The sequence below is a fragment of the Ruminococcus sp. AF17-12 genome, assembly GCF_003479245.1.
Lineage (GTDB): Bacteria > Bacillota > Clostridia > Lachnospirales > Lachnospiraceae > Blautia_A > Blautia_A fusiformis.
Window position 1 is genome coordinate 1 of the sequence record NZ_QUGY01000011.1, and the last position, 23851, is coordinate 23851.

Annotated in this window: 20 protein-coding genes and 1 pseudogene; 20 read left to right on the top strand and 1 reads right to left on the bottom strand. The window is 47.2% G+C overall.

The genetic code is table 11. The features are described 5' to 3' along the window. The 6 genes and pseudogenes from DWW77_RS12235 to ybaK form a co-directional block, all read left to right on the top strand. A pseudogene (locus DWW77_RS12235) lies at positions 1–448 on the top strand (IS110 family transposase); the annotation flags it as partial. A gap of 194 nt (positions 449–642) precedes the next feature. Then, positions 643–1239 carry a zinc dependent phospholipase C family protein gene (locus DWW77_RS12240; protein ID WP_022426477.1) on the top strand — a complete coding sequence of 199 codons (597 nt, stop codon included), beginning with the start codon at positions 643–645 and terminating at the stop codon, positions 1237–1239. 263 nt (positions 1240–1502) lie between these two features. Next, positions 1503–3515 (top strand): C40 family peptidase, encoded by a 2013-nt coding sequence (locus DWW77_RS12245; protein WP_118608784.1) that lies wholly within the window; start codon positions 1503–1505, stop codon positions 3513–3515. A gap of 85 nt (positions 3516–3600) precedes the next feature. Continuing rightward, positions 3601–4809, top strand: a complete 1209-nt coding sequence (locus tag DWW77_RS12250) for a transglutaminase domain-containing protein (RefSeq protein ID WP_021650408.1) — start codon at positions 3601–3603, stop codon at positions 4807–4809. Between the two features lie 49 nt (positions 4810–4858). Continuing rightward, complete coding sequence (locus DWW77_RS12255; RefSeq protein WP_059085598.1) at positions 4859–6118, top strand: DUF4203 domain-containing protein; 1260 nt, start codon at positions 4859–4861, stop codon at positions 6116–6118. A gap of 23 nt (positions 6119–6141) precedes the next feature. Then, complete coding sequence (ybaK, locus tag DWW77_RS12260) at positions 6142–6621, top strand: Cys-tRNA(Pro) deacylase (RefSeq protein WP_022426473.1); 480 nt, start codon at positions 6142–6144, stop codon at positions 6619–6621. 85 nt (positions 6622–6706) lie between these two features. Here ybaK and DWW77_RS12265 read toward each other — a convergent pair whose 3' ends face one another. Continuing rightward, positions 6707–8347, bottom strand: coding sequence for an ABC-F family ATP-binding cassette domain-containing protein (locus tag DWW77_RS12265; RefSeq protein ID WP_118608785.1), 1641 nt, complete (start codon positions 8345–8347; stop codon positions 6707–6709). Between the two features lie 341 nt (positions 8348–8688). Between DWW77_RS12265 and DWW77_RS12270 the strand changes: the two genes are divergently transcribed. The 14 genes from DWW77_RS12270 to DWW77_RS12335 all read left to right on the top strand — a co-directional run bounded on the left by DWW77_RS12270 (position 8689) and on the right by DWW77_RS12335 (position 23659). Continuing rightward, positions 8689–9102 carry an RrF2 family transcriptional regulator gene (locus DWW77_RS12270; RefSeq protein ID WP_015524747.1) on the top strand — a complete coding sequence of 138 codons (414 nt, stop codon included), beginning with the start codon at positions 8689–8691 and terminating at the stop codon, positions 9100–9102. Positions 9103–9346: 244 nt separating this feature from the next. Further along, positions 9347–12892, top strand: a complete 3546-nt coding sequence (nifJ, locus tag DWW77_RS12275; RefSeq protein WP_110102189.1) for a pyruvate:ferredoxin (flavodoxin) oxidoreductase — start codon at positions 9347–9349, stop codon at positions 12890–12892. A gap of 113 nt (positions 12893–13005) precedes the next feature. Further along, positions 13006–15780, top strand: coding sequence for a YfhO family protein (locus DWW77_RS12280; RefSeq protein WP_118608786.1), 2775 nt, complete (start codon positions 13006–13008; stop codon positions 15778–15780). Then, positions 15777–16724, top strand: a complete 948-nt coding sequence (locus tag DWW77_RS12285; protein WP_118608787.1) for a glycosyltransferase family 2 protein — start codon at positions 15777–15779, stop codon at positions 16722–16724. The genes DWW77_RS12280 and DWW77_RS12285 overlap by 4 nt, the downstream gene beginning before the upstream one ends. After that, positions 16705–17133, top strand: a complete 429-nt coding sequence (locus DWW77_RS12290) for a GtrA family protein (protein ID WP_118608788.1) — start codon at positions 16705–16707, stop codon at positions 17131–17133. The genes DWW77_RS12285 and DWW77_RS12290 overlap by 20 nt, the downstream gene beginning before the upstream one ends. Beyond that, complete coding sequence (cobT, locus tag DWW77_RS12295) at positions 17130–18185, top strand: nicotinate-nucleotide--dimethylbenzimidazole phosphoribosyltransferase (protein ID WP_443639319.1); 1056 nt, start codon at positions 17130–17132, stop codon at positions 18183–18185. Before DWW77_RS12290 ends, cobT begins: the two co-directional genes overlap by 4 nt. Before the next feature lies 1 nt (position 18186). Beyond that, entirely contained in the window at positions 18187–18714 is a 528-nt protein-coding gene (locus DWW77_RS12300; RefSeq protein ID WP_118608789.1) for a bifunctional adenosylcobinamide kinase/adenosylcobinamide-phosphate guanylyltransferase, read from the top strand. Then, entirely contained in the window at positions 18711–19487 is a 777-nt protein-coding gene (locus DWW77_RS12305; RefSeq protein ID WP_118608790.1) for an adenosylcobinamide-GDP ribazoletransferase, read from the top strand. Before DWW77_RS12300 ends, DWW77_RS12305 begins: the two co-directional genes overlap by 4 nt. 27 nt (positions 19488–19514) lie before the next feature. Beyond that, complete coding sequence (locus tag DWW77_RS12310; protein WP_022426466.1) at positions 19515–19895, top strand: bifunctional adenosylcobinamide kinase/adenosylcobinamide-phosphate guanylyltransferase; 381 nt, start codon at positions 19515–19517, stop codon at positions 19893–19895. Next, positions 19888–20487, top strand: coding sequence for a histidine phosphatase family protein (locus DWW77_RS12315; RefSeq protein WP_118608791.1), 600 nt, complete (start codon positions 19888–19890; stop codon positions 20485–20487). Before DWW77_RS12310 ends, DWW77_RS12315 begins: the two co-directional genes overlap by 8 nt. 3 nt (positions 20488–20490) lie before the next feature. After that, positions 20491–21306 carry a DUF975 family protein gene (locus DWW77_RS12320; protein WP_118608792.1) on the top strand — a complete coding sequence of 272 codons (816 nt, stop codon included), beginning with the start codon at positions 20491–20493 and terminating at the stop codon, positions 21304–21306. Continuing rightward, positions 21284–22141, top strand: coding sequence for a selenium-dependent molybdenum cofactor biosynthesis protein YqeB (gene yqeB / locus DWW77_RS12325; protein WP_118608793.1), 858 nt, complete (start codon positions 21284–21286; stop codon positions 22139–22141). Before DWW77_RS12320 ends, yqeB begins: the two co-directional genes overlap by 23 nt. Before the next feature lie 54 nt (positions 22142–22195). Next, complete coding sequence (gene yqeC, locus DWW77_RS12330; protein WP_022426462.1) at positions 22196–22888, top strand: selenium cofactor biosynthesis protein YqeC; 693 nt, start codon at positions 22196–22198, stop codon at positions 22886–22888. 78 nt (positions 22889–22966) lie between these two features. Continuing rightward, on the top strand, positions 22967–23659 hold the full coding sequence (locus DWW77_RS12335; protein WP_195273493.1) for a nucleotidyltransferase family protein: 693 nt from the start codon (positions 22967–22969) through the stop codon (positions 23657–23659). The last annotated feature ends 192 nt before the right edge of the window (positions 23660–23851 follow it).

The window sequence follows — 23851 nt, forward strand, 5'->3', positions numbered from 1 at the left end:
GGATGGGAGATATTCAATCCCATACATGCCAGAAGGCATTTATGCCGAAATAAGAGACCGGGTATACAGCCGTGACAGGATCAGGAAGCAGCACAACATATCTGCAAACAGGATCCAGAGATGGCTTGCAATACATTTCCCGGAATATCTGGGATTATACACACGATTTGATGCAATAAGCGGCCTGGCAGTGCTTGAAAAAGCACCATTGCCAAAAGATGTGATCGCGCTTGGAGTAAATGGGATCCGAAAGATCTGGCATGATAAAAAGATGCGTGGCAGAGGAGTTACTGAAGATAGGGCAAAGACCCTGGTTGAAGCTGCGCACAACAGTGTTGGACTTGATGGAGGGATTGGAACAAAAAGTGAATTATATATGCTGCTTGGTTTCCAGCACGGTTTATCTTTACGGAGAACCGAAGACAAGTACCGTCTGGGCATCTATTGATCTGAAGCAGCGGCAGCTTTTTGATCTGGATTAAAATTTACATAATCTTTATTTGATTATTTGAAAAAACAGTGCTATAGTAAAGTTGGTTCCGGTAAACGGATGATTTATGGATCCCAGAAGAGGACCGGGCGGAACCAAATTACTGTTGACCGGTCAGGATCTGGATCAGGAAAGAAGGAAGAGGGAAAAAATTGCGTAAAAAATCACATATACTGTTAGGCAGATACCTGGCTGACCAGATGTCTGAGGTGTACAGTCTCCAGCAGCACAGAAAAGCGTTTTGCCTGGGTAATATCATGCCTGATCTGAAACCATCGTTTCTCACCACCAGACATGAGTTTTTCGGAACATTCGATCACCTCCAGAATAAGATGAGGGCGCTTGTCGAGAAGAACCCGGAGGAAGAGAATGCCAGAGTATACTGGAGAAGATTCGGTGAGGTCATGCATTATATGGCTGATTATTTTACTTTTCCTCATAACAAAACATACAAAGGAAATCTTGCAGCACATAATTCTTATGAAGCTGAGCTGAAAAACCGCCTGAGAGAATGCATCCTCAGCGGCGCAGCAGACAGCCAGCTGGAAGAAGCGAAGCAGTTTGAAAGCTTTGAGGAACTTGTGGAATATATCCGTGAGCGTCATGCATATTATCTGGAAAGCCCGCGGTGCATTGCCGATGACATCCGTTTTATCCTTCGGGTGTGCTATCAGGTTGTACAGGGAATTTTTCAGCTCTGTGTCAGAAAACAGTTTCATATGGGCGGACAGCCGGCAGTGACTGTCTGACAGTATATAAAAAGCCGCAGTGTGTGAGAGCACTGTGGCTTTTTTACGTTATGGTAAACTCTAAAAAATCTTACAAAAATGTGAATAAAAAGTGAAAAATAGATGAATTGAAGGAGATATCCTACCAGAACAGTTGATTTCACGATTTTCGTATGCTAAAATAAATTGAATTAAACTTTAAGTTATCAAACGGTTTAAGGCAGACCTTTATTATAGGGGAAGTAAAGGGATGTTCAAGGAAAGAAGGGAGCATCTTAATAAATATGAAGAACAAGTACCTGAATAAGTTTTTTTGCATCACGATGTTATCAGCTATGGTACTGGCAATTCCAACCGGAGTAAAAGCCGCCGAGGAAGCAGATAATGTTGTTGCTGAGGAAGGTGTTTCAGGAGACGGGAGTGAGGTAAGTGAACCGGAACCAGAAGTTCCGACAGAACCGGAGCCGACAGCTGCACCGGAACCGGAAATAACTGCTGCACCTGACCCGGAACCAACTACAGCGCCGGAGCCAACAGATACACCGACACCTGCGCCGACGGAAACACCGGAGCCAACTGCAACACCTGCGCCGACGGGAACACCGGAGCCGACAGCGACACCTGCACCAACGGCAACACCGGAACCGACAGCGACACCTGCACCAACGGCAACGCCGGAGCCAACCGCAACACCTGCACCGACGGAAACACCGGCCAGGGATGACTCTGCAAAGGTACAAGCGGTGATCCGGAAGATCAAAGCACTGGCAGGCAGAACGATCACAGCAGCAGATAAAGCGGAGATAGATAGCGTACGTGCAGCTTATGAGGCACTGTCTAATACAGAAAAGGCCAAGGTTACGAATTATAAGATCCTGACTGAGGCAGAAGCCAAGCTTGCAGCTGTCGACAAGAACGACAGTGATAACAAAAAAGGCAACAAAAAAGATGATAGCAGCACGGAAGATAACAAGAATACAGAGATCACAGATGGAAATAACGCCACAGCAACACAGATCGGAGATCCTGTTTATGTGACAAATATGGTATCCAATCTCCATGCGGGCAAGGATTTTTATCTGGATAGTCTTAAGAGCAATTATCATCTGTCCTTCTCTGATGATTTTGCTTCTGTAATGGAAGAGATCGAAAGAGAATATAAAGAGAAGAACAAGCTTACCGATACGGAGAATACACTTCTGGTAAGAAACTGGCAGGATATCCTTGCTGTTTATATTTACGAAAAGAGCAAAGCAGGAGCAACGTCATTTACATTGGATGCATCCTGCAAGGATGATCTGGCAAGGATCTTTGCGGAGATGAACCCCATCGTCAGGGACAAGCAGGATATTACCAAGATATCCTACGGAAATCGTAAGATCAACTACTACATCAAGAAGAACAATATTGCAAAGGAAGACAGAAGCGTCCTTAAGAAATATGTGGAAACAGACTGTAAGCTTCTCTGTGCGGTAGTTACCGCATCCAAAGGCTTTGTCCGTGAAAGCGTGGGAGACAATGTTTCTGAGGATCGTGTAGATGTTATCACCGCAGCGTATTCACTGGTTGGCAAGGTCGGATATTTCTGGGGCGGCAAATCTACGGTGATTGGAGAAGATCCAAGCTGGGGCTCCGTTGAGAAGGTATCAGCAGACGGTAGCAGAAGCTCCGGTACGCTCCGTGCATATGGTCTGGACTGCAGCGGCTTTGTTACCTGGGCAGTGATCAATGGATATAAGGATCAGGGAATGCAGGCAGCAGTTGGAGACGGAACCTCTGACCAGTGGGAGAAGGCCGGTGTTGTCAGCGAAGCAGATGCACAGCCAGGAGATCTGGTATTCCAGAGAGGACCGGAAGCAGGAAGCAACAACCACGTTGGTATCCTGTGCGGAAAGACGGATTCCGGCGACTGGATCGCAGTACATTGTTCCTCAAGCAAGAATGGTGTAACGGTTGGTGAGGCATACAGTGCAAGCTTCCGTTATATCAGAAAGCCATCCTTCTATCAGGATACAACAGCGGAGGAAAATAAGACCACAGCTACAGAGAATGATGTTCTGACAGAGGAGAGTGCAGAAAAGCTCCTCACGGATGTGGTTAGATCTGATGCACTGAAGGATGCACTGGCATCCGGTGATACTGTTTCCAGTGACCTTCTTGCAGATTTTAAGAATAAGGCTTTGCAGGAGGATGAGGAAGAAGATGAAGTTGAGACGCTGACTCTGGATCAGGAGACCATGGACGATGCAGTGGATACATTTGATGATGATGTAGAAACACTGGAAATGGAAAACTAAGGGACAGCGATTGAAGATAAGGGCAGTCTCCCACGGGAGGCTGCCCTTTCTTACAATCGCTGCTTCAGACATAGGACATGATATTATGAAAAAAAGAAATTTCTGCCCCATGGCAGCCGCAGTGCTTACAGCTGCAGTGATCCTTCAGCCCTTTAGCACTTCGGCAGGGGCACTGGGTCAGATCCGCTCCATAGCAAAGAGCATTATTTCAGGCGAACCAAAGGAAGTAGAGGAATTGCGTCAGATGGAGGTTGCCCAGAGCGAAGAAGGGCATCAGGAATATTATTTCAAACAGCTTACGGAAGAAGAGCAGAGAGTATATCGGGAGCTGCTGAAAGGAATCCGTGCCCGGGAAAAGGAGTTTTATCTGACGATCTCCGATGATGACAGTATTGACAGAAGCTATCATGCAGTATTGAAAGACCACCCGGAGATATTCTGGGTCCACAATCGTGAAAAAATCTACAAAACTACGTATTCAGACAGTGATTACTGCGTTTTTACTCCGGGCTATACTTATACAGACAGCGAGATCGATGAGATACAGACGGCCATGGAGCAGAGCTTTCAGGAGGTCAGAGCCCTGATCCCGGAGGATGCCGGTGACTACGAGAAGGTACGCATTGTTTATACGTATGTTATTGACCATACCCAGTATCAGACCGGGGAGGATGATCAGAGCATAGCAGGTGTTTTCTGGAAAAAATCCGCAGTCTGTGCCGGATATGCAGGAGCTGTCCAGTATCTTCTGGAAAGGCTGGATATTCCCTGTATTTATGTGGACGGAAGCACAAAAGGAAGTACAGAGGGTCATGCATGGGATATTGTAAAAATAGGCCAGGAGTATTATTATGTAGATGCTACCAATGGGGATCAGCCGGATTTTTTAAATGGAGATGCCGCACAGCTGGAAGAACATAAGACGATCATTTACGATTATCTCTGCCCTTTCCCGGAAGAATATGAAAAAACCTATACACCATCGGAAGAACTGACAGTTCCGGCATGTACTGCGAAGGATCTGGATTTTTATGTGCTGAACCAGGGGTACTTTGAAGATTACAGCTGGCAGGACATATATGATTATTGTAAGATGAGACTGGATAATGGTGCGGCTGTAGTGCGTTTCAAGTTTGGCAGTCAGGAAGCTTTTTCCGAAGCCTGTCAGGAACTGCTGGATGATGGCGTGGTACAGAATGTGGCACAGTATTATATGAAACTTCACGGACTTGGTCAGGTGGAGTATCATTATGGAGTGATGGATAATTTTTATACCATATATTTTATTTTCTGAAACATCTTCGGGAAGATTTCCGGAGGTTTTGGAAAGAGAGGAGTAAGTTATGAATATGGATATGTTGTCAAGAGGATTTGACATACTGCAGAGAGCAGGAGGTATGGAACAGATCAGCCAGCTGATGGTGATCGTATATGGAGTGCTCTGCGTTTTCGGGCTTTTGAACTGTATCCTGGGATATCGTATCCTCCGGTTCTGGATGATGATCTTTGGATTTATCATCGGAGCAGGCGCCGGCTTTGGTGTAACCTATATGTCCGGTGTTCAGGATAAAATGGTGATCGCAGGTGCCATGGCGGGACTGGGGATCGTACTGGCTGTTGTTTCGTTTCTGATCTACAGGGCAGGAATCTTTGTACTGGGATTTGGTATCGGAATAACATTGAGTATCTATCTGGTCCATCCGACCAGTTCTTTTTCTTTTTTCCTGTGCATCCTTATCGGTGTGGGACTGGGAGTACTTGCTATGCGTTATGCGAAAGGAGTGATCATTGTCGGAACCAGTATACTGGGTGGTGTTCTGGCAGGATTATCCATTGCAAAGATCGCAGGGCTGGCGCAGTTTCCATATGGCGTCGGTATGGCAGCGGGAATTGCGATCCTTGGTATGCTGATCCAGTTCGCCATCAACAAAGACCGATACGATGAGGAAGATGACGAAGAAGAGGATGACGACGATGGAACTCTGCCGGAGGAGACCAGGAAGCCGGCAGGAAGGGACCGTAGAGGAAACAGTCGTGAATACACCTCTGACCGTAACAGGGACGATCACAGATATACATACGAAAACCGGGCAAACGATGACCGGGAAAGCCGGGGTGAAAGACGTTCCCGCAGACCATCTGACAGAGAAGGACGCAACTCTGACAGACGAGAAAGAAATTATGCAGACAGCCGAAAAAGATCCGGAAGCGAAAGAAACAGCAAAGGCAGTTCCACTGAAAGAAGAAGCACTTCCGGAACCTCCGGCAGAAACAGAACCTCCGACAGAAATTATGCTTCGGATGACAGAAGAGGCCGCAGATACAGCCAGAGCAGCAGCACCAGGGAACGAAGGAATGCAGGAACGGGAAGCAGATCCCGCTATGCAGATCCGGAGGATCATGAAGACTATGATCGTTTTGATGAGTCGGAAAACAGGGACAGCTATGAAGATTTTGAAAAACTGCAGCAGAAAAGACGCCGGATGGATATTGAAAATATGGCGGATTTTGATGAGCAGGAAGAATATGGAAATTACAGGAATGACCCGGATCTGATGAATGATGAGGATCTGGATGAGCTTGATGAGTGGAAAGACAACTGAGAAAAATCCGAGGAGTGACAGAAATGGGAAAAGAAGCCAAAACAAACGCGATGAGAATGCTGGATCGAAAAAAAGTAAAATATGAAGCAATCGCATATGACTGTGGAGAGTTCATAGATGGGATCCACTGTGCAGACATCACAGGAGCCCCTCATGATCAGTCCTTTAAGACCCTGGTCATGGAAGGGAAAAGCGGTGGCTACTATGTGTTTGTAGTTCCGATCGAGAAAGAGGTGGACCGTAAGGCAGCCGCAAAGTCTGTAGGCGAAAAAACAGTAGATATGATCCATGTAAAGGATCTTACAAAGATCACGGGCTATATCCGCGGAGGCTGCAGCCCTCTTGGAATGAAAAAAAATTATCCGGTGGTGTTTGACCAGTCTGCCGAAAACTTTGATGAGATCTATGTAAGTGGTGGAAGAGTAGGCCTTACCCTGAAGGTACCGCTTAAAGATCTTCTGGATGTAACACAGGGCAAGCTTGCTCCGATCACCATGGAGTAAGCGCATATAAAACAGATAAAAAAACTCCCCTGACTGCCTGTAAAGGCGGAAGCAGGGGAGATTTTTTGTTACAGAAGCATGGGATTTAGTTATCCTGTGCGTCCTCTTCGTTAACCTGGAATACGTGACGCTTCTTGGCCATTTCGTCGCTGGCAAGATACTCGTCGTAAGTGGTGATCTTGTCTACCAGCTTGCCGTTAGGAAGGATCTCCATGATGCGGTTTGCAGTTGTCTGTACAAACTGGTGATCGTGTGAGGTGAAAAGGATCACTCCCGGGAATTTGATCAGTCCGTTGTTCAGTGCTGTGATAGACTCCATATCCAGATGGTTGGTTGGCTCATCCAGGATCAGGATATTGGCACCGGAGATCATCATCTTGGAAAGAAGACAGCGAACTTTTTCACCACCGGAAAGAACACGGACACGTTTTACACCATCCTCACCAGGGAAAAGCATACGGCCAAGGAATCCACGGACGTAGGTTGCGTCCTTGATCTCGGAGTACTGTGTCAGCCAGTCGGTGATAGTAAGGTCGTTATCGAATTCCTGTGTGTTATCCTTCGGGAAATATGCCTGGGAAGTGGTAACGCCCCATTTGTAATTTCCTTCATCCGGCTCCATTTCACCTGTAAGGATCTTGAAGAAGGTTGTGATGGCCTGCTCGTTGGCGCCCACAAAGGCAACCTTATCTTCACGACCAAGAGTGAAGGAAATGTCGTCCAGAACCTTTGCTCCATCAATGGTCTTGGACAGATTTTCCACCATGAGGACCTCGTTTCCGATCTCACGGTTCGGGCGGAAGTCGATGTATGGATATTTACGGCTGGAAGGACGCATGTCATCCAGCTGGATCTTTTCCAGGGCACGCTTTCTGGAAGTCGCCTGCTTGGATTTGGAAGCATTGGCGCTGAAACGGGAGATGAACTCCTGGAGCTCTTTGATCTTCTCCTCTTTCTTTTTGTTGGCCTCTTTCATCTGCTTGATCAGAAGCTGGCTGGATTCAAACCAGAAGTCATAGTTTCCGGCATAAAGCTGGATCTTGCCATAATCGATATCAGCAGTATGTGTGCAGACCTTGTTCAGGAAATAACGGTCATGGGATACTACGATAACCGTATTGTCAAAATTGATCAGGAACTCCTCCAGCCATTCGATAGCAGGAAGATCCAGGTGGTTGGTCGGCTCATCAAGAAGAAGGATATCAGGATTTCCGAAAAGAGCCTGTGCAAGAAGAACCTTGACCTTCATACTACCGGTAAGGTCTGCCATCTGTGTATAGTGGAACTCAGTGTCGACTCCGAGACCGTTGAGAAGAGTAGCAGCATCGGACTCTGCTTCCCATCCGTTCATCTCTGCAAACTCACCCTCAAGCTCGCTGGCACGGATGCCATCTTCGTCTGTGAAATCTTCCTTTGCGTAAATGGCTTCTTTCTCTTTCATGATCTGATAGAGTCTTTCATTACCCATGATGACAGTATCCAGAACCGGATAAGCATCATATTTGAAGTGATCCTGCTGTAGGAAAGAAAGTCTCTGACCGGGGGTGATCACAATGTCGCCCTTGGTAGGCTCAAGCTGACCGGAAAGGATTTTGAGGAATGTAGATTTTCCTGCGCCGTTGGCGCCGATCAATCCATAACAGTTACCCTCTGTAAATTTGATGTTAACGTCTTCAAACAGCGCTTTTTTTCCAACGCGCAGTGTGATGTTATTTGCTGAAATCATATCATACCTCTTTTTTCATTAAATAAATATCGTTTCAATTACATACGAAAGCATTACAATCGTTTCCTATTGTACCGTAAACTGAAAAATTTGCAAGCTGTATTTTCCTTTTTTCGGCTAAATAAAGGAAAAACAGGGGATTACTATGAATCACAGGAAAATAATAACCTTTTATTATATAAAAAAATGGGTTATACTGTCGTATGTGGTAATGAAGTATTCCGGGGATATGGATATCCGGCTCTCTGGCACATCAGAAACACCCAGGAACGTGGCAGATCGGATGGAATGCGGAAACTATCATAAATCAGCAGCTTAGTTGAACAGAAGAGAGGTTAAAAATGTTTATCACCAGAGAAAGCGATTATGCGATGCGGGTTATCCGCGCATTGATGTGGGAGCCGCGTTTGAGCGTCAGCGAGATCTGTGAGAGGGAATCGATCACAGCACCCTTTGCATACAAGATACTGAAGAAGCTTCAGAATGCAGGGCTCGTGGAAGGATACCGCGGAGTTCATGGCGGTTACGCGCTGAAGAGAGATCCGGAAGAACTGTCATTATATGAGATATACAGTGCGATCGATCCGGATATGTCCATCATTGAGTGCCTGAACGGCACATATCAGTGTCCAAGGAACGGACAGGACGGAGTTCCCTGCCATGCACATGATGAGCTTCAGGAGATCCAGGATCAGCTGTGGACAATGCTCCGTCGGAAATCCATGAAGGATCTTTTCGGAAAAGAGGAGAAGTGATTCCCGGATGTGAGTTGGGATAAGCGTATGAGATGATAAGGAGAGCAGTTTGGAGAGGAAAAATTCCGAACAGCTCTTTTTTATTTGTGAAAAAGATAACGGCGTTTGTACAGGATAATATACAAAAAACAATGAAAGAAAATGGACATAACTGGGAATCTATGATATAATAACCAATGGAATTTTAGGCCTTCATAAGCCTAAATAATATATTTTTTAACAAACCTTTAAGGAGGAAAAAACAATGGCAAGAAAGATGAAAACCATGGATGGTAACCATGCAGCCGCTCATGCATCATATGCTTTTTCTGATGTAGCTGCTATTTACCCGATTACCCCTTCATCTGTAATGGCTGAGGCTACAGACGAGTGGGCAACTCAGGGAAGAAAGAACATCTTTGGACAGGAAGTACAGGTTACAGAGATGCAGTCTGAGGCAGGTGCAGCAGGTGCCGTTCACGGTTCTCTGGCAGCAGGTGCCCTGACTACAACTTACACAGCTTCCCAGGGTCTTCTGCTTATGATCCCGAACCTTTACAAGATCGCTGGTGAGCAGCTTCCGGGAGTTATCAACGTATCTGCCCGTGCACTTGCTTCCCACGCACTTTGTATTTTCGGTGACCATTCCGACGTTATGGCCTGTCGTCAGACTGGATGTGCAATGCTTTGTGAGTCTTCTGTACAGGAGGTTATGGACCTTACACCGGTTGCTCATCTTGCAGCAATCAAAGGAAAAGTTCCGTTCATCAACTTCTTCGACGGATTCCGTACATCTCATGAGATCCAGAAGATCGAGACATGGGACTATGAAGATCTGAAAGATATGGCAGATATGGACGCAATCGCAGAGTTCCGTAACCGTGCTCTGAACCCGAACCATCCATGTCAGAGAGGTTCCGCTCAGAACCCGGATATCTTCTTCCAGGCAAGAGAGGCATGTAATCCATATTATGACGCTCTTCCGGCAGTTGTTCAGGAGTACATGGACAAAGTTAACGAGAAGATCGGAACAGACTACAAACTGTTCAACTACTACGGAGCTGCTGACGCTGAGCACATCATCGTAGCTATGGGTTCCGTAAACGATACCATCGAGGAGACAATCGATTACCTTATGGCAGCTGGCAAGAAAGTCGGTGTTGTTAAAGTTCGTCTTTACAGACCATTCTGTGCACAGGCTCTTATCGATGCAATCCCGGATACAGTTAAGCAGATCTCTGTTCTTGACAGAACAAAAGAGCCAGGAGCTCTTGGCGAGCCTCTGTATCTTGATGTTGTTGCAGCTCTTCGCGACAGCAAGTTCAGCGATGTTAAGATCTTTACAGGACGTTACGGACTTGGTTCCAAAGATACAACACCTGCACAGATCGTAGCAGTATATGAGAACACTGAGAAAGAGAAATTCACAATCGGTATCGTTGATGATGTTACAAACCTTTCTCTTGAGACAGGCGCACCACTTGTTACAACACCAGAGGGAACAACAAACTGCAAGTTCTGGGGACTTGGAGCTGATGGTACTGTAGGTGCTAACAAGAACTCCATCAAGATCATCGGTGATAACACAGACATGTACGCTCAGGCTTACTTCGATTATGACTCCAAGAAGTCCGGCGGTGTTACAATGTCTCACCTTCGTTTCGGTAAGAAACCGATCAAATCCACATACCTGATCCACAAAGCAAACTTCGTTGCATGTCATAATCCGTCCTATGTTAACAAATATAACATGGTACAGGAGCTTGTTGACGGAGGTACATTCCTTCTGAACTGTGCTTGGGATATGGAAGGACTTGAGAAACATCTTCCAGGACAGGTTAAAGCTTTCATCGCTAACCACAATATCAAATTCTACACCATCGATGGTGTTAAGATTGGTATTGAGACTGGCATGGGACCAACACGTATCAACACAATTCTTCAGTCCGCATTCTTCAAACTTACAGGAATCATTCCTGAGGAGCAGGCTATCGAGCTTATGAAAGCTGCTGCTAAAGCTACTTACGGACGTAAAGGTGATGACGTTGTTAAGAAGAACTGGGCAGCTATCGATGCCGGTGCTAAACAGGTCGTAGAGGTTCAGGTTCCGGAGAGCTGGAAGAACGCTGAGGACGAGGGACTCTTCATGTCTCACGCATCCCACGGTGCTCAGGATGCTCAGGACTTCGTAAACAACATCCAGTGCAAGATCAATGCTCAGGAAGGTAACAGCCTCCCGGTATCTGCATTCAAGGATTATGTAGATGGTACAACACCATCCGGAACAGCTGCATATGAGAAACGTGGTATCGCAGTTAACGTTCCTGTATGGGTTCCGGACAACTGTATCCAGTGTAACCGCTGTGCATATGTCTGCCCGCATGCTGCAATCCGTCCGGTTGCTATGACAGCAGATGAGACAGCTAACGCTCCAGAGGGAATCAAGACACTTCCTCTTACAGGAATGAAAGACTATACATTCACAATGACTGTATCCGCTCTTGACTGTACAGGATGTGGCTCCTGCGCAAATGTCTGCCCAGGAAAGAAAGGCAACAAAGCTCTTGAGATGGCTCCGCTTGAAGCTAACACAGAAGAGCAGAAATTCTTCGATTACGGTGTAACACTTCCTCAGAAGGAAGACGTTATCGCTAAATATAAAGAGACAACTGTAAAAGGCAGCCAGTTCAAACAGCCGCTCCTTGAGTTCTCCGGCGCTTGTGCAGGTTGTGGTGAGACACCATACGCTAAGCTGATCACACAGCTCTTTGGTGACAGAATGTACATTGCAAATGCTACAGGATGTTCTTCTATCTGGGGTAACTCTTCACCATCTACACCATACACAACAAACGCTAAGGGACAGGGACCTGCATGGTCAAACTCTCTGTTCGAGGATAACGCAGAGTTCGGTTATGGTATGCTTCTTGCACAGCGTGCGATCCGTGGCGGTCTGAAAGAGAAGATCGAAGACCTTGTAGCTAACGGAACAAATGAGGATGTTAAGGCAGCTGGTCAGGAATGGCTGGATACTTATGCTGTAGGCGCAACAAATGGTGCAGCTACAGAGAAACTCGTTGCAGCTCTTGAGGCTTGCGGATGTGACAAGGCTAACGAGATCCTTGCACAGAAAGACTTCCTCTCCAAGAAATCCCAGTGGATCTTCGGTGGTGACGGATGGGCTTACGATATCGGATTCGGTGGTGTTGACCACGTTCTTGCAAGCGGACGTGACATCAACGTTATGGTATTCGATACAGAGGTTTACTCCAACACAGGCGGACAGTCTTCCAAATCTACACCGACAGGTGCGATCGCTCAGTTCGCAGCAGGCGGAAAAGAGACTAAGAAGAAAGATATGGCATCTATCGCAATGAGCTATGGCTATGTATATGTAGCACAGATTTCCATGGGTGCTGACTTCAACCAGACTGTAAAAGCAATCGCAGAGGCAGAGGCATATCCGGGACCATCCCTGATCATCGCTTACGCTCCATGTATCAACCATGGTATCAAGAAAGGTATGAGCAAAGCTCAGACAGAGGAAGAGCTGGCAGTTAAGTGCGGATACTGGCACAACTTCAGATTCAACCCGGCTGCTGAGAACAAGTTCAGCCTTGATTCCAAGACACCGGATATGGAGAACTATATGGACTTCCTGAACGGTGAGGTTCGTTACAATTCTCTGCAGCGTCAGAATCCTGAGAAAGCTGCAAGACTGTTTGCTAAGAACGAGTCTGAGGCTCAGGCTAGATATGAGTATCTGCAGAAACTTATCACTCTTTACGGAGCAGATAAGAAAGAAGACTAATTATTGATCAATAGTTACTGTTTATACAGTGTGCTTGCTGATTAAGCATTAGGTGACAGGCCTGCGGTGTTTAGCGCACCGCAGGCCTTTTTTCATATACAGGAGAGACATATATGAAGAGAATTTTTTCGAAGGAGAAATCCCGGAAAGAGAAAAAAGCAGATTTTTATATTCTGTATACGATTGTTTTTGCGGCGATCTCGCTGTTTATTTACAGTTGTTTTTATTTCAATGGAAAATCCCTGATCTGGAGTCATGACGGTGTTCCGCAGCACATCAATGCATTGGCCTATTATGGAAAATATCTGCGGAATGTTCTGCAGACGCTGGTGACGGAGCATAAGCTTTCCCTTCCTATGTGGGATATGCATATCGGATACGGTTCCGATATCCTTACAACACTTCATTATTATGTGATCGGTGATCCGCTGACCTTACTGTCCGTTTTTGTACCGGAAAAAGACACAGAGATCTTATATGAGCTTCTGATCTTTCTCCGCATTTATCTGGCGGGTATCACATTCAGCATTTACTGCTTTTACCGCAAGAATCCCAAACAGGCCACATTTCTTGGAAGCCTTGTTTATATTTTTGCAGGATGGACCATTTATGCGTCCATGAAGCACCCATATTTTTCCAATCCCATGATCTATCTGCCGCTGGTCCTTATGGGAATTGAAAAGATTTACAAAAAAGAAAAGCCATACCTTTTTATCTGTGCGACGGCTGTAGCGGCAATGTCTAATTTTTATTTCTTTTATATGATCAGTATCTTTATGGTGCTGTATGCAGCTTTCCGGTATTTTGGAATATTCCGCAAGCGTTCAGTAAAAGATGTATTTCAGTGGTTCCTGAAATTTGCTGGCTTTTATCTGGTCGCACTTATGATCGCTGCACTGATCTTTTTACCTGTGGTCATGACTCTGTTTGGAACAGAGCGCTTTCAGGCGCAGAATTATGTGCCGCTGTTATATGACCGCATTTACTACGAAAAATATCTCGGCTGCCTGATCGGCGAAAATATGATCCAGTGGGGAGTTGCTGGATATTCCGCAGTCGCAATGGCAGGCGTGTTTGTGATCTTTTCCAAAAAGAAAAAATATACGGGACTGAAGCTGGGCTTTGTGCTTCTGAATCTGTTTTTACTGATCCCCTTTGCAGGTCATGTACTGAATGGATTTTCATACGTGTCCAACCGATGGATCTGGGCGTATGGAATGCTGATCGCATATATCCTGGTACAGGCATATCCGGAACTGTTTACGCTGGGCATCAGGGAAAAACGACGGATATTTGTAATGCTGCTGATATATTGCGTGCTGGCACTGTTTTCAGAATCCGCCCGCACGGAACGCAATATCATGGCACTGATGATGCTGGTCCTGGCTGTGTTTACAGTGGTTTCCTACGGAAACGTATTTACACAGGGAAAATATCTCTGTGGAATGATCGTGGCCGTGCTTGTGACAAGTATCCTTCTGAATGTTTCATACCAGTATTCTTACGAAAAAGATTATCTGTCAGAATTTGAGGAAAAGGATCAGGCGCTGGAGAAGCTTCAGTCCGGACCGGACAAAGCGATCCGGTCAATGGACGATTCATCGGTTACCAGATATGACCAGTACAAAACGGGCTCTTATGTAAACACTGCCATGTATATGGGAACCAACAGTACTTCCTATTATTTCAGTGTGGCCAATGGAAATATCAGCCGTTTCTTTGATGAGATGTATCTGAATACCCCCTGGGATTATCATTACAGCAGCCTGGACGGACGGAGTATCCTGGATCGTCTTGCCTCGGTGAAATATTTTGCCATCAAAAAAAGCGGATATGGGTATCTGCCATACGGCTATGACAGTGAAGCAGAAGTCACAAAAAAATACAGGATCTACGAAAACGAGGATTCCCTTCCTCTTGGTTATACCTATGATTCCTGGATCCCCAGAGAAAACTATGAAAAGCTTTCTGTGACCGAAAAGCAGCAGGCGCTCCTGCAGGGGGCAGTCCTTGAGGACAGCAGTCTTCCTGAGACAGACCTCACCTTTGATGATAAGAAAGCAGATTTTACACTGGAAGCAGGAAAAGGCTGTAAGATCAAAGACGGAAAGATCATTGTGGCCAAAGAAGGAGCAACCGTACAGATCGGATATCAGGGAGAGCCGGAGGCTGAGGTTTATCTTGTGGCAAAAAATCTGGATTTTAATGCCTATTCTCCACGTGCAGTGGTCAGTGATAAAAAATGGGATTCCATGACAGAATATGAGAAGAATACCGTGCGTTATGAAGACAATAACTGGCGCTACTGGAAAGAAAGCAAGGAATCAGCAGTGGATGTTTCGTTGGGCTCCGTGGACAAGACTATCCGGATTTTTACAGATAAATACAACGGCTATAGCGGAAGACATAATTTTCTTCTGAATATGGGATATAAAAACTATTCTGCGGGAACTATGACACTGACATTCTCCATGCCGGGAGAATATACCTTTGATGATCTGTATGTGGTATGTCAGCCCATGGCTTCTGTTGAAGAACAGACAGAGGAGCTTGGAAAAGAAAGTCTTCAGAATATTAAAACGGAGACAAATTGCATTCGTGGAGATATCACAACCACTTCCGATAAGATCCTGGTATTTTCCATTCCATACAGCGCAGGCTTTACCGCCTATGTAGATGGAGAAAAAACAGAACTTGTGCAGGCAAACAGTATGTATATGGGGCTGGAATTAAAAAAAGGCAGGCATACGATCGCACTCAGATATTGTACACCGTATATTGTGCCCGGAATGATACTGACGGTGATCGGCCTGATCCTGTTTGCCGGGATCGTGATATCTTACCAGCGCCAAGGAAAACAAAAAGAAAGGGGAAAACAGGAGAAATGAGCCGATTATCGGTAGTTTTGCCTGCCTGTAATGAGGAACCGATGGTGGAGAAAACCTGCCGGACTCTCAGAGAGCTCCTGGGGCAGGCCGGGATCCGTTATGAACTGGTCCTAGTAGATGACGGTTCCTCTGACGGGACCTGGGCAGCGATAGAAAAAGTATCAGGAGAAGATAAAAATGTGACAGGTGTGCATTTTTCCAGAAATTTCGGGAAAGAAGCAGCAATTGTGGCCGGCCTTGCACAGGCATGCGGAGATGCGGTGGCTGTGATGGACTGTGACCTGCAGCATCCGCCGGAAATCCTTTTGGAAATGTATCGGCTCTGGGAGCAGGGCTACGAGGTTGTGGAGGGCATCAAGAAAAACCGGGGAAAAGAAACTCTTTTTCACAGAAAAAGTGCCGGATTTTTCTATCGGATCATGTCCCGTGCCACCGGCTTTGATATGGAAAACGCTTCCGATTTCAAGCTGCTGGACAGGAAAGCGGTGGAGAGTGTTCTCGCCATGCCTGAGCGCAGCATGTTTTTCCGGGCGGCATCATCCTGGATAGGCTTCAAAAGCATCTCCGTACCTTTTGAGGTGCAGGAGCGTGAGGCCGGAGAATCCAAATGGTCTGCAGGAACGCTGATCAGCTATGCGTTTCGGAATATCGTGGCATTTACAACACTTCCGCTGCAGTTTGTAACAGCCGGTGCTGTGGGCTGCTTTGGGTGCTCCCTGCTCCTTCTGGTTTATTCTCTGGTCCGGTATTTTTCCTGGCATGCGGTGGAAGGCTATACCACACTTCTGATCGTGATGCTCTTTATTGGAAGTGCTGTGATGATGAGCCTTGGAATCATCGGATATTATATCGCCAGGATCTATGAGGAAGTAAAACGTCGTCCAAGATATATCGTATCAAAGATCATACGAGGAGGAGATACCAATGAAAAAGTGGATCCTTAAATTCTATGAAAATGATGTGATCCGTTATATTTTCTGGGGTGGTTGTACGACTCTCGTAAATCTGTTAAGCTTTTATATCATGAGGGCAATGGGAATTCCGCTGATGAGTGCCAACATCATATCGATCATCCTGGCGATCCTGTTTGCCTATGTTGTGAATTCCAGATTTGTATTTCATGACCGCTGTGAAACATGGAGGGATCATATACCGCCCTTTCTGAAATTTATAAGTGCCCGTCTGTTGACCATGGTCATTGAGGTAGGTGGCGTATGGCTTCTGGCGGAGATCCTGGGATTCCGGGATATGTTTGCAAAATTCTGCACACAATTTATCGTGCTGGCGTTGAATTATATCTTTAGTAAATTTATTATTTTTACCACAGGTAAAAGGATTGGAGGTAGCAAATGATAACTTTGGATGAGGCAGTGAAGAAAGTCCGCCCTCTGGATGAAAAGGCTATGGAGGGGGCGAGAAAGAGATGGGACAGTATTGCAAAGCCCCTGCATTCTCTGGGAGAGCTGGAGAATATGCTGACACAGATCGCCGGTATCACAGGTACACCGGAGGTACGTGTGGAGAAAAAAGCAGTGGTTGCCATGTGCGCGGATAACGGAGTTGTAGAAGAGGGTGTGACCCAGACCGGACAGGAAGTGACGGCTGTTGTGGCTGAGAATTTTCTGGAAGGGACTACTACCTGCTGTGTGATGTGCCGTCAGTGTGGAGCAGAGCTTTTTCCTGTAGATGTGGGAATGGTCACAGATACAAAGGTCCGTACAGATCTTAAGGTTGCTTATGGGACCAGAAATATGACCAGAGAGCCGGCGATGACCAGAGATCAGGCGATCCGTGGCATCGAAGCCGGAATTGCCATGGCAGAGGAGCTGAAGGAAAAAGGCTATCAGGTTCTTGCAACCGGCGAGATGGGCATCGGAAATACCACCACCAGCAGTGCGGTAGCAGCTGTGCTTCTCGGAAAACCGGTGGAAGATATGACCGGACGTGGTGCCGGATTGACCAGTGAAGGGCTTGTCCGGAAGATCAATGCGATCAAAAAGGCGATCGCCCTGAATAATCCGGATCGTTCAGATGCCATTGACGTCCTGGCAAAGGTAGGTGGACTGGATATTGCAGGAATGGTAGGAGTATTCATTGGAGGAGCAGCACTTGGAATGCCGGTTGTCATGGACGGATTTATTTCCTGCGTATCTGCACTGATCGCAATAAAGATCTGCCCGCAGGTAAGTGATCATATCCTTGCGTCTCATGTATCCAAAGAGCCTGCAGCACAGCTGATCCTGAAGGAGCTTGGCAAGGAAGCGATCATCCACGCAGGCATGTGCCTGGGCGAGGGAACCGGAGCTGTGGCACTGTTTCCGATGATGGATCTGTCCTGTGCAGTATATAATTCCATGAGTACCTTTGGTGATATCAATGTAGAACAGTACGAGGAGCTGAAATAATATGCTGGTTGTTGTAACAGGAGGCAGCGGAAGCGGAAAATCTGCTTTTGCGGAAGAAACCGTACTTTCCTTTGGCGAAGCCAGAAGGATCTATATCGCCACCATGCAGGCTTTTGACGAAGAAAGCCACAGGCGCATCCGCAGACACCGGCACATGCGTGCAGGAAAAGGCTTCGAGACAATTGAAAGATATACAGAGCTGGATGAGCTACTCATCCCGAAGGACTGCGTGGTCCTTCTGGAGTGCATGTCCAATCTGGTTGCAAATGAGATGTTCCGGGAAGGCGGCTTCCACCCGGAGGTGGCAGAAAAGATCACAGAAGGAGTGAAAAATCTTCTTTCCCAGGCAAAGCATGTGGTGATCGTTACCAACGAGATCTTTTCAGACGGAATCCTCTACGAGGAAGAATCAGAACAGTATAAAAAAGAACTGGGACAGATCAACCAGAAGCTGGCAGAGCTGGCAGAAGAGGTTGTGGAAGTCGTATACGGGATCCCTGTATGGCATAAAGGAGGAAAGGAAGCATGAAAAGTTTATGGAACAGTTTTAAGGCAGCCTTTGCCATGTTTTCAAAGATCCCCATGCCCATGGTGGACTGGAAGAAGGAAAACATAAAATTTATGATGTGCTTTTTCCCCTTTGTGGGTACTGCCATCGGCATCCTGACCTGGCTTGCAGGAGGGATCCTCGGAGTGCATGCAGCTCTGGAGCCATTTTTTCTCGCTGTGATCCTTACTGTGATCCCGGTATTTATTACCGGCGGCATTCATGTAGACGGGCTTCTGGACACATCGGATGCATTAAGCTCCTGGCAGGAACGCACAAGGAGGCTGGAGATCCTGAAGGATTCCCATGCAGGTGCATTTGCCATTATCACAGCCTGTGTATATTTTATCCTCTGGCTGGGAGCCTGGGATCAGCTCCTTGGAAATTATAACGGGATCTGTATCATGAGCCTGGGCTTTATGATGTCCAGATGTCTTTCCGGGATCGGTGTGATCACATTTCCCAAGGCAAGGACAGACGGGACTGTGGCAGAATTTTCCAGAAATGCGTCAGAGATCGCAGTGCGAAATGTTCTTATCACGATGTTTGTGATCCTTGCAGCGCTGATGATATGGGTAGATCCGGTCCTGGGTGTTCTGGCAGCTGTCAGCGCACTTCTGGTATTTTGGTGGTATCACTATATGGCTTTGAAATATTTTGGAGGGACCACAGGTGATCTTTCCGGATTTTTCCTTTGCATCTGCGAGGTCGTGATGGCACTGGTGCTTGCTTTTGGTGGCACGTTTAATCTGTAATGAAGATTTGGATGAGGTAAAAATATTATGGAAATGATAATCGGAGGCGCATATCAGGGAAAAGCTGCCTATGCAAAAGCACAGTTCCCGGATGTGGACTGGAAATTCGGAGGAGAGATCACAGAAGAGGAGCTTCTGAAGGCAGCGGGTGTTCTGGGATTTCAGGAATACATAAGAAAAGCTCTGAAGGCAGGAGAAGATCTCACCGGCCTGGCAGAAAAGCTGGCACAGCAGGATCCGGATGTGATCCTTGTCAGTGAGGAGGTAGGCTACGGGATCGTTCCGGCGGATGCTTTTGAACGGCAGTACCGAGAAGCTGTTGGCCGGGTGTGCACTGCACTGGCTGCGAAAAGCAGAAGGGTCACAAGAGTGGTATGCGGGATTGGGACGGTGCTGAAGGATGATTAGATTATATCTGATACGACACGGACAGACACCCGGAAATAAGCTTCAGCGTTATATCGGAACAACGGATGAACCGCTGAGTACGGAGGGAAGGGAATTTCTGGAAAAGCTGACCTATCCCATGCCGGAGGCCCTTTATGTAAGTCCGCTCTGCCGCTGTGTGGAAACTGCGGGGATCCTTTTTCCAGGAAAAAGCTTTCATATTATCGAAGAGCTTTCCGAGTGTGATTTTGGAGAGTTTGAGAATAAAAATTATAAAGAGCTTTCCGGAAATCAGGATTATCAGAGGTGGATCGACAGCAATGGAACGCTTCCTTTTCCGGGAGGAGAAAGTCGAGAAGCGTTTAAGTGCCGGAGCCTTACAGGATTTCAGAAGGCTGTCACACAGTGTATCCGTAACAACATAAAGACAGCGGCTCTTGTGATACATGGCGGTACGATCATGAACATTATGGAAGAATATGCGGACAGACCCAGGGCTTTTTATGAATGGCATGTAAAAAACGGCGGCGGTTATCTGGCAGAGCTGGAGCCTGCGCTGTGGCAGAAGGGACGAAGAGAGCTCTGTGTCCGTGAAGCATATATGGAGGGTTAAGTTATGAATGAGCAGAAGATCAGCTGGAAACGCAGTGACTTGAAATGGCGCGGAAAACAGGCATTCAAAAAAAATTACTGGTCAGCAGTACTGGTAAGTCTGGTGCTGGCTATTGTGATGGCAACCGGCGGAAGCGGTGCGGCCACTGGCCGTGCCGGAAATGTGGTAAGTCCGGACTACGGTGTTACAACGTATCGTTTGGGTACGGATATCAATGGTGTTACTTCTTATGTCAGCCATGTATTTCGCTCCCCACTGGCAGTGCTTTTTGCACTTCTGAGTGCCAGTGCCGTGGTAGCTGTGGCTCTGATCGGAATTCTTTTTCATTTCTTTGTGGGAAATGTTTTGGAGGTAGGCGGAAGAGATTTTTACATTGAGAACCTTTATTCTGTACCCGGGCCCGGAAAGCTCCTCAGTGTATTTCGTTCCGGGAATTACGGTAATATCGTAAAAACCATGTTTTTACGGGACCTGTATCTTGTATTGTGGACGCTGCTTTTTATTATTCCCGGAGTGGTAAAATCCTACGAATATAAGATGATCCCTTATCTTCTTGCGGAATATCCGGATATGAGCACAAAGGAAGTGTTTGCAAAAAGCCGTGAGATGATGAACGGACAGAAGATGGATACCTTTATCCTGGATCTTTCCTTTATTCCCTGGTCTGTCCTTTCGGCAATTACGGCCGGGATCGCGGGACTCTTTTATGTATCCCCGTATAAGGATGCAACCTATGCGGAGCTTTATGATACTCTTGCGGCAGGAATGCCGAGAAACGGACAGCAGGTGTATGAAGATGAAAACAGCGGCATTTACTGATAAAATGATCCTTGTGAGAGGTGGCGGAGATCTGGCCACAGGAGTGATCCACAAGCTTCATCAGAGTGGCTATCAGGTCCTGATCCTGGAATGTGACCGTCCAAGTGCCATCCGCCGTCATGTGGCTTTCTGTGAAGCTGTTTATGACGGAACTGCAGAGGTAGAAGGCGTTGTGTGCAGGAGGATCACGGAGAACGATATCCGGACCCAGTGCAGGAAATGCTGGGCACAGGGAGAGATCCCCCTTCTGACAGATACCCATGGAAAACATATCCGCGAACTGGAGCCGGAGGCAGTGATCGATGCCATCCTTGCAAAAAAGAATCTTGGGACCAGCAGGGATATGGCACCACTGACTGTGGGACTTGGCCCGGGCTTTACCGCAGGGGAGGATGTGGATTACGTGATCGAGACCATGCGTGGCCATAACCTGGGAAGGATCATAAAAAAAGGCAGTGCTCTGCCGAATACCGGTGTGCCGGGACTGATCGCAGGGATCGGAAAGGAACGTGTGATCCATTCACCGGCAGCCGGTAACATGAAAAACATCTGTCAGATCGCAGATCTTGTTGAAAAAGACCAGGTGATCGCCATGGTAGGTGATACGCCGGTGAAGGCTACCATTTCCGGCGTGATCCGGGGGCTGATCCGGGACGGCTACCTTGTTTTTGAGGGAATGAAGATCGCGGACATCGACCCAAGGGCAGAACAGAAGAAAAACTGTTTTACGATCTCAGACAAGGCGAGGTGTATCGCAGGGGGAGTACTGGAGGTGCTGCTTTCCTGCGGAGTGCTTCCGGGAACAGAGAAAGCTGTGAGGAATGAGAATCTGTGACCGATACAGAGCCTGGTGTCCCTGAAAGAAGTTAGAAGATAAATGGAGTGTGTCATGAAGAAAAATGAAAAAGCGCTTACTGTGGCATTCACAGGAGGCGGCGGAAAAACCAGTCTGATCCTTGGACTGGCAGAAATATTTTCCGGACAGGGAAAACGTGTGATCGTGACCACAACCACGCATATGGCATGGGAACCGGAACGTCCTTTTGCGGAGGCAGAGGACATTCCGGGAGCATGCCGGCTTATAGAACAATACGGATACGTCATCGCGGCTCATCACAAGGCCGGGCAGCCAAAGATTTCCGGCCCCGAAAAGGAGATCCTGGAAAAGCTGCCCGGCTTTTGTGATCTTCTTCTTGTGGAAGCTGACGGATCCAGGCGCCGACCCCTTAAAGTGCCGGCTGTTCATGAGCCGGTGATCCCTTCTTTTGCAGATATGGTAGTAGGAGTGATCGGTTTTGACTGCATCGGCAAAAGGATCTGTGATACGGCACACCGTCCGGATGATGTGGCGGGATTTCTGGGAAAGCGTACAGATGAGCCTGTGACATGGATGGATGTGTGGAAGATCATCCGGTCTGAAGACGGATTGCAAAAAGGCGTGGACGGGCGAAGATTTCTTGCATATCTGAACAAGGCAGATACTCTGGAGGATCCTTGTGTGGCGGAGAAGCTTATGGCACAAGGTCAGGAGTCTGGGATCATGGTGATCTGCGGAAGCCTGCAGAGAAGTGTAAACAGCTAGTACAGCGAAAATTAAGTTTCTGCTATATTGACGCAGGATGATTTCTTCATCTGCAAGGCGGAGGAATGAGGCGTAGCGGTGGCTACGACGATTGACGACAACGCAGCAGATGAAAAATCAGGCAAGTCAATATGGCGGTTACTTAATATTCGCTGTACTAGAATCGAAAGGAAGTGGAGCGGTGATATGAAACTGGGACTGATCATGCTGGCAGCAGGAAACAGCCGGCGGTTTGGAAGCAATAAGCTGCTGTACGGGATAGACGGAATGCCGATGTACAGGCATATCCTCCTGGAACTGAAAAAAGTGAAAGCAGCACTGGAGGAACAGGGGCACAGGTGTGAGATCACAGTTGTCACACAGTATGAGGAGATCGCGCAGGAAGCAGAGAAGCTTGGCGCGCGTTTTCTTTATAATCTGCATCCGGATGAGGGGATATCTTCCTCACTGAAGATCGGGCTGCGGGTCAACCGGGAGATGGATGCTTGTTTGTTTACGGTGGCAGATCAGCCGTGGTTGCGGTGGGAGACGGTTTTTGGACTGGTGGATGTGTTTTTGAGAGATGGGAAGGGGATCGCCTGTGTGGAGCATGATGGGAAGACCGGGAATCCCTGTGTTTTTTCGAAGAAGTATTATGGGGAGCTGATGGAACTTTCCGGTGATGTCGGAGGGAAGAGGGTGGTTGTGGCACATCGGGGGGATGTGGCTGTGATGAAGGTGGAAGATGGAAGGGAGATGGTGGATGTGGATTTTGCGGACGGACGCCGGTGAGGTACCGTCTGGTTTGGGCTGGGGCTTCGTCGGGGGCTGGCTTCTAAGGCGGTGGAAATCTGCTAAAACCGCTGAAAAAAATCCAGAACTCGCTCCTGCGTCGCTCAAACAGCTGGATTTTTTCCAGCAACGCAGATTCCCACCGCCTAAGAAGCGCACCCCTCCTGCAGAGCCAGCCCAAACCAGACGCTA